Source organism: Pseudactinotalea sp. (genome assembly GCF_048594945.1).
Classification (GTDB): Bacteria; Actinomycetota; Actinomycetes; order Actinomycetales; family Beutenbergiaceae; genus Pseudactinotalea.
Window position 1 is genome coordinate 1 of record NZ_JBMDXJ010000238.1, and the last position, 14,125, is coordinate 14,125.

The 14,125-nt window shown below is 71.0% G+C and carries 13 protein-coding genes; 5 read left to right on the plus strand and 8 right to left on the minus strand.

The genetic code is table 11. From position 1 onward, the window contains the following. Positions 1-75 precede the first annotated feature (75 nt). Complete coding sequence (locus ACOJSN_RS10230) at positions 76-1,608, plus strand: ATP-dependent DNA ligase (RefSeq protein ID WP_420112404.1); 1,533 nt, start codon at positions 76-78, stop codon at positions 1,606-1,608. A 172-nt stretch (positions 1,609-1,780) separates the two neighbouring features. Further along, positions 1,781-2,605 (plus strand): hypothetical protein, encoded by an 825-nt coding sequence (locus tag ACOJSN_RS10235; RefSeq protein WP_420112392.1) that lies wholly within the window; start codon positions 1,781-1,783, stop codon positions 2,603-2,605. A 7-nt stretch (positions 2,606-2,612) separates the two neighbouring features. On the opposite strand, the gene rarD is transcribed toward ACOJSN_RS10235, so the two are convergent. Further along, entirely contained in the window at positions 2,613-3,557 is a 945-nt protein-coding gene (gene rarD, locus ACOJSN_RS10240; protein ID WP_420112393.1) for an EamA family transporter RarD, read from the minus strand. 106 nt (positions 3,558-3,663) lie between these two features. Here rarD and ACOJSN_RS10245 point away from each other — a divergent pair, with 106 nt between their 5' ends. Both ACOJSN_RS10245 and htpX read left to right on the plus strand, forming a co-directional pair. Beyond that, positions 3,664-5,034: an FAD-dependent oxidoreductase gene (locus ACOJSN_RS10245; RefSeq protein ID WP_420112394.1), complete on the plus strand. Its 1,371-nt coding sequence runs from the start codon at positions 3,664-3,666 to the stop codon at positions 5,032-5,034. Between the two features lie 58 nt (positions 5,035-5,092). After that, positions 5,093-5,962, plus strand: a complete 870-nt coding sequence (htpX, locus tag ACOJSN_RS10250) for a zinc metalloprotease HtpX (RefSeq protein WP_420112395.1) — start codon at positions 5,093-5,095, stop codon at positions 5,960-5,962. Positions 5,963-5,974: 12 nt separating this feature from the next. Here the strand turns inward: htpX and ACOJSN_RS10255 are convergent, their stop codons facing one another. The 6 genes from ACOJSN_RS10255 to ACOJSN_RS10280 form a co-directional block, all read right to left on the minus strand. Beyond that, positions 5,975-6,715 (minus strand): ABC transporter permease, encoded by a 741-nt coding sequence (locus tag ACOJSN_RS10255; RefSeq protein ID WP_420112396.1) that lies wholly within the window; start codon positions 6,713-6,715, stop codon positions 5,975-5,977. A 16-nt stretch (positions 6,716-6,731) separates the two neighbouring features. Further along, positions 6,732-7,610: an ABC transporter ATP-binding protein gene (locus ACOJSN_RS10260; protein WP_420112397.1), complete on the minus strand. Its 879-nt coding sequence runs from the start codon at positions 7,608-7,610 to the stop codon at positions 6,732-6,734. Then, complete coding sequence (locus ACOJSN_RS10265) at positions 7,607-8,380, minus strand: SDR family oxidoreductase (protein ID WP_420112398.1); 774 nt, start codon at positions 8,378-8,380, stop codon at positions 7,607-7,609. Before ACOJSN_RS10265 ends, ACOJSN_RS10260 begins: the two co-directional genes overlap by 4 nt. Further along, positions 8,377-9,018 (minus strand): TetR/AcrR family transcriptional regulator, encoded by a 642-nt coding sequence (locus ACOJSN_RS10270; RefSeq protein WP_420112399.1) that lies wholly within the window; start codon positions 9,016-9,018, stop codon positions 8,377-8,379. The genes ACOJSN_RS10265 and ACOJSN_RS10270 overlap by 4 nt, the downstream gene beginning before the upstream one ends. Before the next feature lie 106 nt (positions 9,019-9,124). Further along, entirely contained in the window at positions 9,125-9,883 is a 759-nt protein-coding gene (locus tag ACOJSN_RS10275) for a class I SAM-dependent methyltransferase (protein WP_420112400.1), read from the minus strand. 29 nt (positions 9,884-9,912) lie between these two features. Further along, on the minus strand, positions 9,913-10,782 hold the full coding sequence (locus ACOJSN_RS10280; RefSeq protein ID WP_420112401.1) for a hypothetical protein: 870 nt from the start codon (positions 10,780-10,782) through the stop codon (positions 9,913-9,915). A gap of 308 nt (positions 10,783-11,090) precedes the next feature. Between ACOJSN_RS10280 and ACOJSN_RS10285 the strand changes: the two genes are divergently transcribed. Further along, complete coding sequence (locus ACOJSN_RS10285; RefSeq protein WP_420112402.1) at positions 11,091-12,821, plus strand: L-aspartate oxidase; 1,731 nt, start codon at positions 11,091-11,093, stop codon at positions 12,819-12,821. A gap of 7 nt (positions 12,822-12,828) precedes the next feature. Here ACOJSN_RS10285 and ACOJSN_RS10290 read toward each other — a convergent pair. After that, positions 12,829-14,125, minus strand: a 1,297-nt coding sequence (locus ACOJSN_RS10290) for a hypothetical protein (protein ID WP_420112403.1), incomplete at its 5' end; no start/stop codon positions are given.

Consider the following 14,125-nt stretch of genomic DNA (forward strand, 5'->3'; position numbering starts at 1 on the left):
CTGTTAATGCGGGGTGTTCACGGTTGGTCTGTGAATTCGGCATGGGGGTGGGAAGGTGGGGGTGTGAGCAGGGTGATGGGGGCGACGTGGTTGTCGCGGGTGGTCGAGGTGGCCGGCGAGGTTGCCGCGACCTCCAGCAAGCGCGCGAAGGTCGATGCGCTCGCCGGACTCCTCGGAGAGCTCGACCTCGACGAGGTGATTCCCGCCGTCGGGATGCTCGTGGGCAAGCCCCGGCAGGGGCGAACCGGGGTGGGGTCGCGCACCCTCTCGGGTGTGCGTCCCGATCCGAGCCCGACGGCGTCGCTCACCATCCTGGAGATCGACTCGGCCTTGGAGACCCTCGCCCGGGCGGAGGGGCCAGGCTCGGCCGGCATCCGCGCCGACACCCTGCGCGAGTTGTTCGGGGCTGCGACGGCGGACGAGCAGGACTTCCTGGCTCGCGTGCTGCTGGGCGACATGCGCACGGGCGCGCTGGACGCAGCGTTGCTCGATGCGGTCGCGGCGGCGACGGATGTCGCCGCACCGATCGTCCGGCGTGCGGCGATGCTGACCGGATCTGCCGCGAGGACCGCGCACCTCGCGCTCGCGGGCGAGGACCTCACGCAGGTGGGACTGACGGTCGGGGTGCCGGTGCTCCCGATGCTGGCCGGCACGGCGGCGTCGGCAACCGAGGCGGTCGACATCGCGGGTGAGTCGTCGGTCGAGGCGAAGCTCGACGGTGCCCGGCTGCAGGTGCATCGCCACGACGGCGTGGTGCGTGCCTATACTCGGAGCCTCGCCGATATCACCGAGCGGGTGCCGGAGGTCGTCGCGCTGGTCGAGTCGCTGCCCGGCGGCGACCTCATCCTGGACGGCGAGACGCTCCGCCTCGGCGAGGACGGGAAGGCCAAGCCGTTTGCCGAGACGATGAGCAGGTTCGGCAGCCAGGACGGCGGGTTCGCTGAGCTCTCGACGTTCTTCTTCGACCTGCTGCACGCCGACGGCGACGACCTGCTCGATCAGCCGCTGCGCCGCCGCCGGGCGATGCTCGCCGAGCGGGTGGGCGAGCACCTGGTCCCCGGTGAGGTGACCGACGACCCGGCCACGGCCGAGCGCGTGCTCGCCGACGCCCTCGCAGGCGGGCACGAAGGCGTGGTCGTCAAGGCGATCGACTCCACCTACGAAGCGGGGCGGCGCGGCAAGCGGTGGCTCAAGGTCAAGCCCGTGCTCACGTACGACCTCGTGGTGCTCGGCGCCGAGTGGGGCTACGGGCGCCGCACGGGTTGGCTGTCGAACCTCCATCTCGGCGCGCTGGACCCGGAGGGCGAGTTCGGGCCGCCCGGCGGGTTCGTCATGGTCGGCAAGACGTTCAAGGGGCTCACGGACGCGCTGCTGCGTTGGCAGACCGAGTACTTCCCCACGATCGCGACCCGCGAGGAGCCGGGCGTGGTCATGGTCGAGCCGAGCACCGTCGTCGAGATCGCGATCGACGGAGTCCAACGCTCCACCCGCTACCCGGGCGGGGTGGCGCTGCGGTTCGCGCGCGTCAAGCGCTACCGCACGGGCGCGGATGCGAAGCCGGCCACCGAGGCCGACACGATCTCCGCGCTGCGGGCCCTGCTGCGGTAGGTCGACGCGCGGCGCGTTCGCTTGCCGCGGACAGCGATGGGGAGGTCTATCCTCGACGCCCCTTCCGCGCCCGCTTAGCGTGTCGGGAGGGTTCGCGGCAGTGGAGGACAAGAGGTACGTGAGTTCGAGATCTGAGACGACGTCGTCTGCACTGGACCGTCTCCGAGCCGACGTGGACGAGGTCGCGGGGATCCTCGCCGTCGGTCGCGCTGCGGTCCCGCGGCTGGCGATGGGCACCGACGACGAGGGCGTGGTGCACGTGGGGATGGACCAGCGCGGTGACGTGGTCCGGCTCGACCTCGACCCACGCTGGCGGGACACGCTCTCGGCCGACGGGCTCGGCGGCGCCGTGTCCGACGCGCTGCAGCAGGCCGTGCAGGTGCGCACGGGGGACTGGGCTGCGGCTGTCGCGGCCAGCTACCCGGTGCGGCCCGCCGACAGGAGCGGGCCCGCGCCCGGGCGCGTCCCGCACGCCGCGCCGCGCGCCGATGGTCCGGTCCGCGTGGGCCGCGACAGCCACGGACCCGTGGTCACGATCGCCCCCGGGTGGAGCGCCGACACCGACGACACCCGGGTGCGGCAGGCGCTCCTCGAGGCCCTCACAGCCTCCCCTCGGCCCGCGACCGGTGCGCCTACAGCCCGCCCGGTCGAGGTGCGCGACCTCGCGCTGCGCACGCGGGACTCGCTGCTCGACGGCGCCGAGGATCTGCCCCGGTTCATGCGTGCCCCGGTCCAGGAGTCGGTCGAGCGAGTGCACGACGACGTCGCTCAGGTGCTGTCCCTGCCGCTCGCCGGGGAGGGGCTCGCCTCGGGCGAGCTCGGCACGTACGCCTCGCGCCTGCACGAGTGCCTGTGGCTGGTCGAAAGGCCGGCAGGACTCCCGGAGGCAGCCGAGGCATGGGCCGCCTCGGCATCGGGCCTGACGGCGGGACTGGCGTCTGCGCGCACATCGCCACGATCGGTGTTCTCGCGGTTTCGACGCCGCGCGACCGCCTGAGTAGCCGTCAGGTGGGAGGAGCCTCCGGCGGCTGCGCGAGACGGGCGGCGCGGGTGCTGCGCACGATGTCGATGCTGAGCACCACGAGCGCGCCCCACACGAACGCGAAACCCCACCACCGGGCCGGCGACATCTGCTCGCCCAGCACCAGCACGCCCGCGATCAGCTGCATCACCGGCGTGATGAACTGCGTCATCGCCACCGTGGCCAGCGGGAGCCGCCGGGCCGCGGCGGCGAACAGCACGAGCGGGATCGCGGACGCCACGCCGCTGCTGATCAGCAGCAGCGAGTGACCGAGCGTTCCGCCGACGCCGACGTCGAGCCCGAACGTCGAGCCTCCGCTCGCCACGAGGTAGGCGAGATAGCCGAGCGCGGGCAGCAGCAGCACCACGGTCTCGATCGACAGGCCGGAGATCGCGGTCACACGCGAGCCGATCTGGTTCTTCGTGAGGCCGTAGAGCCCGAACGTGAACGCCAGCGCAAGGGCGATCCAGGGGACCGTGCCGAGCCCGACCGCCATCACCACGATGCCGACGCCCGCGACTCCGAGGGCCGCCCACTGCAGAGGCCGCAGCCGCTCGCGCAGCACCACCACCGCGAGCCCGGCGCTGACGAGCGGGTTGAGGAAATACCCCAGCGAGGCGTCCACGACCCGGCCGATCGAGACGGCGATGACGAAGATCAGCCAGTTGGACGCCAGGAACACCGCGCCGAGCGCGATCCGCCCCAGCAGCCGCCGGTCCGAGAGCAGCGCCCGGGTACGGCGCAGCGTCCCGGTCACCGCGAGCACGATCAGGCACACGAGGAACGTCCACACCACGCGGTGCGCACTGATCTCGACCGGGCCGGCGGGGGCGAGCAGCGAGATGAACAGCGGGAACACGCCCCACAGCCCGAACGCGCCGAGCGCCGCGGCGAGACCGCGGCGCTCCGGGGAGGGTGAGACGTCCATCTCGCGGAACGGTACGCCGATTCCTGCGCGACGGCGTGCACATCTCACGCGCCTACACTGGTCGGCGGGCCAGGCCCAAGCCCACGTCCACTGCAGAGAGAGAACCGTGTCCGAGCCGCTGCGCGTGGCCGTCGTCGGAGCCGGCCCCGCCGGCATCTACGCGGCTGACATCCTGAGCAAGACCGACCTCGACGTCTCGATCGACCTGTTCGAGCGGCTTCCCGCGCCGTACGGGCTGGTGCGGTACGGCGTCGCCCCCGACCACCCGCGGATCAAGCAGATCATCGTGGCCCTGTACAAGGTGCTGCAGCGCGGTGACATCCGGCTGATCGGGAACGTCGACTTCGGGACCGACATCACGTTGGCGGACATCCGGGAGCACTACGACGCCGTGATCTTCGCCACGGGCGCGATCCGTGACGCCTCGCTGGAGATTCCCGGCATCGACCTCCCCGGCTCCTACGGCGCGGCGGACTTCGTGTCCTGGTTCGACGGACACCCTGACGTGCCGCGCACGTGGCCGCTGGAGGCCACGCAGGTCGCGGTGCTGGGCAACGGCAACGTGGCGCTCGACGTGGCACGCATCCTCGCCAAGCACCCCGAAGACCTCGTGCCCACCGAGATCCCCGCGAACGTCGAGGAAGGGCTGCGGGCCAGCCCGGTCACCGACGTGCACGTGTTCGGTCGCCGCGGCCCCGCGCAGGTGAAGTTCTCGCCGCTGGAGCTGCGCGAGCTGGGCCACGTGCCCGACGTCGACATCGTGGTCTACCCCGAGGACTTCGACTTCGACGAGGGCTCCGAGGAGGCGATCCGCTCCTCCAACCAGACCAAGCAGGTCGTCAAGACCCTCACCGACTGGACGCTGCGCGATCCGAGCGAGCTGACCGCCTCGCGCCGCATCCACCTGCACTTCCTGCACCGCCCGGCCGAGATCCTCGGCACGGACGCGGTCACGGGCATCCGCACCGAACGCACCGAGCTCGCCGGCGACGGCACCGTGCGCAACACCGGCCGTTTCGAGGAGTTCGAGGTCCAGGCGATCTACCGTGCGGTCGGCTACTTCGGTTCCCCGCTCGCCGACATCCCGTTCGACGACGCTGCGGGCGTCATCCCCAACGCCGGTGGGCGGGTGCTCGACGAGCGCGGCGAGCACATCCCGGGCGTCTACGCCACGGGGTGGATCAAGCGGGGTCCGATCGGGCTGATCGGCAGCACGAAGTCGGACGCGCGCGAGACGATCGAGAACCTGACCCAGGACGCGGTGAGCGACCCCGAGAGCTTCCGCTCCGCCGTCGTACGCGATCCCGCCGCGATCCTCGACAAGCTGAGCGAGTCGGGGGTTCCGTTCACCACCTGGCACGGCTGGGAGGTGCTCGACGCGCACGAGCGTGCGCTCGGCGAGGCCGCCGGGCGCGAGCGGATCAAGGTCGTCCCGCGTGAAGACATGACCGACATCTCGCGTTCCGCGCTCGTCTGAGGAGGAACCGCCGGCGCCGCCCGTACGTTCTTCAGGTGACGCACGAGAGGGAGACGCCGTGGGGCACGGGCATCACAACGGCCTGAAGACGTTCGGGCTGTTCGCCGTGATGTGGGCCGTGCTGCTCGGGGCCGGCGCGCTGATCGCCACGATGACCCGCAGCCCGGGTGTGATCTGGCTGTTCGCCGCGTTCGGGCTGATCGGTACGTTCGTCTCGTACTGGCGCTCGGACGTGATCGCGGTCCGCGCCATGCAGGCGTTCCCGGTGAGCGAGGCCGAGGCGCCCGTGATGTACCGGATCGTGCGCGAGCTGGCTCAGTCCGCGAAGCAGCCGATGCCGCGACTGTACGTCGCACCCACCGACGCACCGAACGCGTTCGCGACCGGCCGCAGCCCGCGGAAGGCGGTCGTGTGCTGCACCTCCGGGATCCTGCAGATCCTCGACGAGCGGGAGCTGCGCGGGGTGCTCGCGCACGAGCTGATGCACGTCTACAACCGCGACATCCTCACCTCCTCGGTGGCGGCGGCGATGTCCGGACTGCTGACGTCGGCGGGTCAGTTCATGCTGTTCTCCGGCGGGCGGGGCCGCGGCGGCAACCCGTTCGCGCTCCTCGGGATGGTGCTGATGGCGCTGCTCGCGCCGGTCGGTGCTGCGGTGATCCGGATGGCGATCTCGCGGACCCGGGAGTTCGACGCCGACGAGGATGGCGCCACGCTCTCCGGCGACCCGCTGGCGCTCGCTGACGCGCTGCGCAAGATCGAGGGCGGTGCGTCGGCGCGCCCGCTGCGGGCGGAGGGCGAGCTGATCAACGTCGCCCCGATGATGATCGCCAACCCGTTCCGCGGCGCCGGCCTGGTCCGCATGTTCGCGACCCACCCGCCGATGGAGGACCGCATCGCCCGCCTCGAGACGATGGCGATGCGCTGAGCCGGTCCCGGCTCAGGCGAATCGTCGAACCTGGTCCCGGCGGTGGCCCCAGACCGTGAGGGCGGCGAGGACCACGACCCACACGGCGAGCATCACGAGCGAGGTCGCACCGACCGGCTCGCCGGTCAACGCGACCAGCACCAGGTCGGTCGCCCCGCGGGTGGGCACGAACGGTGCGATCTGCTCGATGAACTCCGGAGCGGTGGAGTCGTCGAAGAACATCCCGCCCGCCACGGCCAGCGGAAGGAACCCGATGCTGTTCGCGATGAGCGCCACCCGCATCGACATCAGGTAGCCCATCGCCAGCCCCATCAGGGTGAAGGTCACCACGACGGCCAGCAGTGCGCCGGCGGCGAGCAGCACGCGTGGCGCGGGTGCCGCCGCGGCAGTGAACAGGCCGGCCACCACCAGGATCGGGATGATCGCGGCAGCGACCACCACGAGACCGACGAGCAGGTGCCCGAACATCTGCGGGACGATGCCACCGGGCAGGGTGCGCACATAGTTCCCCCAGGTGGACTCGCGCTGGGCGGCGATCGCGATGCTGAAGTGGCCGACGCACGCCATCAGCGCACCGAACACCACCAGGGTCGCGGTGCCGGAGGTGATGGCCGCGGCATCCTGCCCGATGAAGGGCACGACGAAGAACACCATCACGCCCACGGGCACGAGCGCCACGGTCAGGAACATCGTCGGTGTGCGGATGTTCTCGACGAGGTTCCGCCGGGTGTAGGTCAGGGTCAAGGAAGACATGCCAGTGCCTCTCGGGTCAGCTGGCCCGCCGGTCGCCGGTGATCGCCAGGAAGGCGTCCTCCAGCGAGGCGGACTCGATCTCGATGTCGGTGAAGGACGCACCGGTGGTGACCAGTTCTCGCACCAGTGCTCCGGCGTCGTTGGTGAGCAGGTGCGTGCGGTCGGCATCGCGCTCGACGGAGGCGACCTCGGCCAGCTCGGGCAGCACCGGGTCGGTCAGGGTGACCCGCTTGAGCTTGACGCGGCTGCGGATCTCGTTGATGCCGCCGTCGGCGATCACGCGTCCCTGGTCCTTCACCACGACCCGGTCGGCGAGCGCCTCCACCTCGTCGATGTAGTGGCTGGTCAGCAGCACCGCGCCGCCCTCGGCGTGGAACGAGCGGATGCCTGCCCACAGGGCTCGGCGGGCGTCGACGTCGAGCCCGGTGGTGGGTTCGTCGAGGAACACCAGCCGTGGCCGACCCGCGAAGGCCAGCGCCACGGCGACCCGCCGCTGTTGCCCGCCGGAGAGTCCGCCGGCCTGGCGATCGGCGAGCGAGCCGAGGTCGAATCGGTCGAGCAGCTCGGTTCGGTCCACGGGGTCCGGGAAGTGTGCCGAGACGAAGTCCACCAGCTCGGCCACCCGCCAGGTCTCCGGGAGTCCGGTCTCCTGCGGCGTCACACCGATGAGGCGGCGGGTCGCCTCGCTGCGTGGGTCACCGCCGCACAGCTCCACGCTGCCGGAGGTGGGCCGCAGCAGGCCGGTCATGACGTTGATGAGGGTGGACTTGCCGGCGCCGTTGGGGCCGAGGAGTCCGAGCACCTGACCGGCCGGGATGTCGATGCTGACGCCGTCGAGCGCCGTCTTCTCGTCGTACCGGCGGGTGAGGTCGCGGGTGCGGGCGAGGATGGTCATGAGATGGCCTCCGGGACCGGATGGTGGGGGTCGGACATGATCGACGGGAGGGCGCCGAAGGCGAACGGCGCCGGGTCGCCGTGCGGGACCACCGGCCACGCCTGGCCGGTCCCGCCGCGCGCCAGCACCAGTTCGGCAACGTCGGCGACGCGCTCGGGCTCGAGCACCGCCACGCCGAGATCCTTGATGAACGGCACCGCCTCGCCCAGGATCGGAGTGTCGATGAAGGTGGGGCAGACCGCGTTCACCGTGATGCCCTGCTCGATCACGAGTGGAGCGACGGAACGGATCAGACCGACCACGGCGTGCTTGGTCGCCGAGTAGAGCGCGTTCATCGGGCTCTCGCTCAGTCCCGCCAGGCTGGAGGTCGCCAGGATCGCCCCGGAACCGCGCTCGGTGAACGCCTCCAGCGCGGCGTGCATCCCGAACACCACGCCATCGAGATTGACCGCGACCAGATCGCGGTAGTGCTCGGGCCGAAACTCCTCCACGAAGCTGCCATGCTCGCCGATCCCGGCGTTCAGCACAGCGACGTCGAGGCCGCCGAAGCGCTCGATCGCGGTGCGGACCGCGGCGAGGTTGTCCTCGAGCCGTGTGACGTCCGTACGAACGAACACTCCGCCGATCTCCCGTGCGGTCGTCTCCCCGGCTGGATCCAGGTCGGCGACGACCACGCGGGCACCTGCGGCCGCGAAGCGGTGAGCGATGGCCGCGCCGATCCCGCCGGCGCCGCCGGTCACGAGTGCGACCTTGCCGTCGAGGGTGTTCATGACTGCTCCTTCGTGGCTGAATCTGGCTTGGTGGCGTGGTCGATCGCGACGGTGATCTCCCGCAGGTAGCGATCGAGGTCCAGGTCGGGGTCGCGCTGGAGCGCCGTCGGCACGAGGTCGATCGCGCTCCGGACGATCCGTGCCATCACGGTCACGTCGAAGTCGCGGAACTCGCCGCTCTGCTGTCCAGCAGTGAACAGCTGCTCCAGCGGGAGCAGCATCTGTCGGTCGAACTCGCCCGGGTCGGCGTCGGGAAGGTCGGCGAGACCGCCACCGGTGAGGATCTCGACGATCGCGACCATGCGCGACGGGTAATCCCGCATGTACTCCAGGTTCGAGGAGACGTAGGCGCGCAGCTGGCCCGCGGGCGTGGTCTCGGCATCGACCTTGGGTCCCATGAACGTCGCGGCGTCGGTGTAGACGGTGGTGACCACCTGGTTGATCAGCTCGGCCTTGCCGGCGAAGTGATACGAGATCAGCCCGCGGCTGATGCCCGCGCGGGCGCCGATCTTGCCCATCGAGGCGCGGTGATATCCCACCTCGGCGATGGTCTCGACGGCGGCGGTCACGATCTGGGCCCGCCGCGCCTCCTCGATGAAGGAGCGTGATTGGCCGGTGGGATCAATATCTGGCACCATGGCCAAAAAATAGCACATAGTGCCAGGATGGCGTGACTCAGCCGGCCGGGAGCGGTCGACTATCCGACGCTGTCGCCGCCCACCACGATGCGATCCGCACTCCTCATCACTGCCTCCCGGATGCGTACGCGAGAAAGATCATCTCGTCGGCATCGGGCCCGACCTGCCCTCGATCCCAGTCGCCCCAGATGTTCTCGACGGCGAAGCCCGCCTCCTGCAGGCTGGTGCGGATCTCCTGCTCGCTCCGGAAGCGGAGTGTCTCGGCATGGGCGATCTCGCTGCCGTTGGGCAGGACCCGGTGCCCCACATGGGTCTGGACGAACGACTCCGAGGTCCCCACGACCTCGGTGACCTCACCCCAGGAACGGAACACTCCGCCGTCGGGGTGCTCACGGGAGATCTGGGTGCGCTCGCGGGTCCATCGAGCGGACCAGCCGCGATCGGGCTGCCGGGACTCGAAGGCGAGATGGCCGCCGTCGGTCAGGATGCACCGGATCTGGCGCAGCGTGGAGAGCCACTCCTCGTCCTCGAGGAAGTACTGCGCCACGTGGCCCATCATCACCACGAGGTCGGCGGCGCCGATGGGAGCATCAGCAGCGGTGCCCTGGACCCAGGTTGGCAGGTCACCGCCGTCGCGGCGGCGGGCGGCATCGATCATCTCGGCGCTCGGGTCCACGCCGATCGCGCGGAATCCCCGCCGGGCGACGTCGACGGCGAACACGCCGGTGCCGCACCCGAGGTCGAGCACGGTGCGCGCCCGCAGGTCCGCAGCGAGCGCGAGGTAGAAGTCGTGATCGCTGCGCCCCTCGCACTCGGCGTCGTAGGTCGCCACGGCTCTCGGGTCCTCGGTCCAGCGTGTGCTCACCGTCCCAGCCTGGCGCGGGCGGCAACTCTTTACTCGCGCGTCGCCCGGGTCCGCCCCGCGTACTCGCGCCAGACCCACTCGGGGATCGCGGCGTGGATCTCGGCGAGGACCTGGAGGTGGGTCTGCAGGATCGCCGGCGTCAGGTTCGTGGGGGCGTGCGAGACCAGGAACGCGCCGCGCAGGTGGATCTCGGTGACCGAGGCGGGCGCCACGTTGAGCAGCTCCATGAGCCGCGGGTGCATGAAGGCCGAGGCGTACCGCGCGTCCTCGGTGTCGACCCGCCAGTGGTGGTTGAAGGTGGCCGACTCGAAGCGCACCCGCTGGCTCGTGAAGGCGTCGTCCTCGGACCGGTCCACGATGCTCACCGGCGGCAGCAGGTTCGGTAGCTGATAGGCGATGAGCTGCTCCACCTCGAGGTAGTACCCGCCGCCGCGCTCGAAGTGGTACGCGTACGCGGGCCGGCCGGCGAACTCGCCCGTGAGCAACTCGGAGTACTTGGCGCGCTTGTCCTCGTTGTGCTCGTTGGGCGGTTGGCACGTGCGTAGCGCCAACGTGTGCTCACGCGGGATGTGCTTGCCCTTCGCGAACCAGGACCAGCCGACCTGCGCGGCCCAGTCGCGCATCCGGCGGCGGCGCGGGATCCGCGCCACGGCCTGCCGCAGCAGCACGACCGACGCCCAGATCGCGCCGATCACCGCGGTCACGATCATGAGGACCGCCGAGACCGCGATGCCGCCGTCAATCACGGCGATGCCCCCGCCGTACGGCGACTCGAGCGCCGCGCACGTCACCCCGGTGGACAGCACACCGACGCCGGTGACGATGGAGCCGATCGTGCGCGAGGTGCGCTTGCGGGCACGCCTGCTCGCCGAGGTGCGCCTCGTGGTCCGGTTGCTCATCGCTCGCCCAGCGTAGGAGCCGCCCGACGGCGGAGACCGCCTCGGTCATGGGTGGTTCTGCCCGGTCAGGGGTAGTGTGACGCACGGTCCGCGACACGGTACGGCTCGTGCACCACGCCGATCTGGCCGCGCTGCGCAGCGGAGCGCTCGTCACGAAGCTCGCAGGGATCCCGTCTTCGTGCTCGACTTCCTCATCCCAGCTCGGGTCGCTGACCCGGGACCTTCGTCCCACACCTGGGGCCGTCCCTCGAGGCGAGGATGGTGAGTGGTCGGTCCCGGAACCGAGCTCCGTCCTGAGGAGGGCACACGTGTCCGAACGCCAGATCTCCACCTCCGTTCTCGTCATCGGGACAGGTGGCGCCGGGTTGCGCACCTCGATCGAGCTGGCCGAGCGTGGCGTCGACGTGCTCGCCGTGGGCAAGCGGCAGCGCTTGGATGCTCACACGACCCTTGCGGCCGGCGGCATCAACGCCGCGCTCGCCACGATGGACGCGGAGGACTCCTGGCTGCAGCACGCCGCCGACACCATCAAGGAGAGCTACTTCCTCGCCGATCCGGAGACGGTGCGGATCGTCACGCAGGGCGCCGAGCGGGGGATCGCCGACCTCGTGGACTACGGGATGCCGTTCGCCCGCGAGGACGACGGCCGCATCTCGCTGCGGTTCTTCGGCGCGCACACCTACCGCCGCACCGCCTTCTCGGGCGACTACACCGGGCTCGAGATCCAGCACACCCTGGTTGCGCGGGCCGCACAGCTGCGCGTGCCGATCCTCGACAGCGTCTACATCACGCGGATCCTCGTCCGCGACGGCGTGGTCTTCGGCGCCTACGGGTTCGACCTCGATGACGGGACGCGCGTGCTCATCCATGCCGACGCCGTCGTGCTCGCCGCCGGAGGCCACACGAGGATCTGGCGACGGACCTCCTCACGCCGCGACGAGAACACCGGCGACGCGTTCCGGCTGGCCGTGGACGCGGGCGCGCGGCTGCGCGACCCGGAGCTGGTGCAGTTTCACCCGTCCGGGATCGTGGAGCCGGAGTCGGCGGCCGGCACCCTGGTCTCGGAGGCAGCGCGTGGCGAGGGCGGCGTGCTGCGGAACGCGCTGGGCGAGCGGTTCATGGAGCGCTACGACCCGGACCGGATGGAGCTGTCCACGCGGGACCGGGTGGCGCTGGCCGCGTACACCGAGATCGCGGCGGGCCGCGGCACCTCGAACGGCGCCGTGTGGCTCGACGTCTCGCACCTGCCCCGCGAGCAGATCATGACCCGGCTCCCGCGCGTCTACCGCCAGATGCTCGAGCTGCAGATGCTCGACATCACCACCGACCCCATCGAGGTGGCGCCCACGGCGCACTACTCGATGGGTGGCGTCTGGGTGCGGGCCGAGGACCACAGCACCGACGTCGCGGGACTGTTCGCCGTGGGGGAGGCCGCGAGCGGCCTTCACGGCGCCAACCGGCTCGGCGGCAACTCCTTGATCGAGCTGCTCGTGTACGGCCGGATCGTCGGCCAGGCAGCCGCCGAGTACTCGGCAGGGCTGACGGCGCAGCACCGCGATCGCGACGCCGTCGCCTTCGCGCGTGCCGAGATCGCCGAGCTGCTCGCCGCCGACGGGCCCGAGAACGTGCGCGCGCTGCAGCGGGCCGTGCGGGACATGATGACCGAGCGAGCCGGTGTGGTCCGCGACGAGCAGGGCCTGGCGGCCGGGCTCGAGGAGCTCGACGAGATCGACGCACGCATGACACGCATCGGGGTGCACCCCGACAGCGCCGGGTACGGCGATCTCGCGCACGCGTTCGACCTCAAGGGCTCGGCGCTCGCCGCGCGCGCCACCCTGGACGCCGCGCGGGAGCGGCGCGAGTCGCGCGGCTGCCACAACCGCTCCGACCACCCCGAGATGGACCCGACGATGCAGGTGAACCTCGTCTGGTCGCCGCAGCACGGCGTGGTCCGCGAGCAGATCGCTGCGGTCCCTGAGGGCGTCGCCGACCTGATCGACCGCGAGGAGGTCTCCACCGCGGGCAAGCTCGTGGAGTGAGCGAGCGTCAACAGTCGCCCACCACGTAGACCGGTGCGTGCATGCGGACGATCACGCCGTTCTCCGCGCTCGCCTCCACCGCCATGTCGGAGGTGGTGCCGTCCACGGTGCGACCCGTCACGTCGAGGTAGACGAGGTCGTAGTCGACGCCCTCGTAGGAGAACGACTCGATCGGTGCCTCCGGATGGGCCGACCGGACCTCCGCGACGCTCTGACCGAGCGTGACGCCGCCAGGCCCGTCCACGGTCACGGTCGCGCTCGGTACGGGGTCGCCGTCGAGCCACACCCACCATCCGGTCGCACCGGGATCGCCTTCGGGATGCACGAGTCGCAACCCGCCCCAGGTGAGCACCGTGCTGTCCGCCGAGCAGATGTTGTCGCCGGCCACGGGCTCGCTGTTGCCCGACCCGAGCGCCTCGGTCACCGCCTCGATCGCCCCGGTGGCCGGGTCGGAGTAGGGCAACAGCTGCAGCGTGGTGCCGTCGGGGGAGAGGAGCTCCAACCCGTCGGTGCGGATCCTCACGGTGGCGACCTCGGTGTCGGGGGTGTCCTCGGCGGTCGGGGTCGGCGCGGCTCCGAGGCGCAGCAGGGCCACACTGGTGGTCCACGGCGCAGCCGTCCCGATTCGTTCCCACGTGAGGATGTCGGTGCTGCGGTAGATGCCGCCGGCCGCGGGTGGATCGTCCGGGGTGCGCGGCACGTAGGCGTCCACGGCCAGCCATTCGCCGTCGCCCGGGTTGAGACCGGTGAGCACGACCCGATCGGGTGAGGTCGCTCCCAGCGACCAGGTGGTGCCGTCCGGGCTGGTGCCGGCGGCTCCGATCGGGACACCGATCTCGGAGTTGTCGCGCGGGTCCGGCAGCGGCTCGCCGCCCACGAACCCCCACTCCTGCCCGTTGTGCGCCACATCGATGAGGACGATCCGTTCGTCCAGCGCCATCCGTGTCCAGGTACGTGTGTCCGTGCTGGTGAAGAGCACCCTCATGCAGATCCGGTACGCGCACTCGGTCGCGGTGGCGATCCACCGGCCGTCGCCGTAGCCCACCGAGGTCATGCCCTGGTACAGGAACTCGCCGCTCCCGGCCAGCTCGGCGTTCTCGTACGGGTCGGTCGTGGCCACGCGCTGCCACGCGGCACCGTCGTCGCTGCGGTAGATGGCGCCGCTGGAGGCGTCGCCAGCGCCGCCCTCCTCAGCGAACGACCGGTCGCCCACGGCGACCCACACGCCGTCGCCATAGGCCACTGCCCTGAGTGGATCGATCACCTCGATCGCCTCGCTCCAGGTGCTGCCGTCGGCGCTGGTG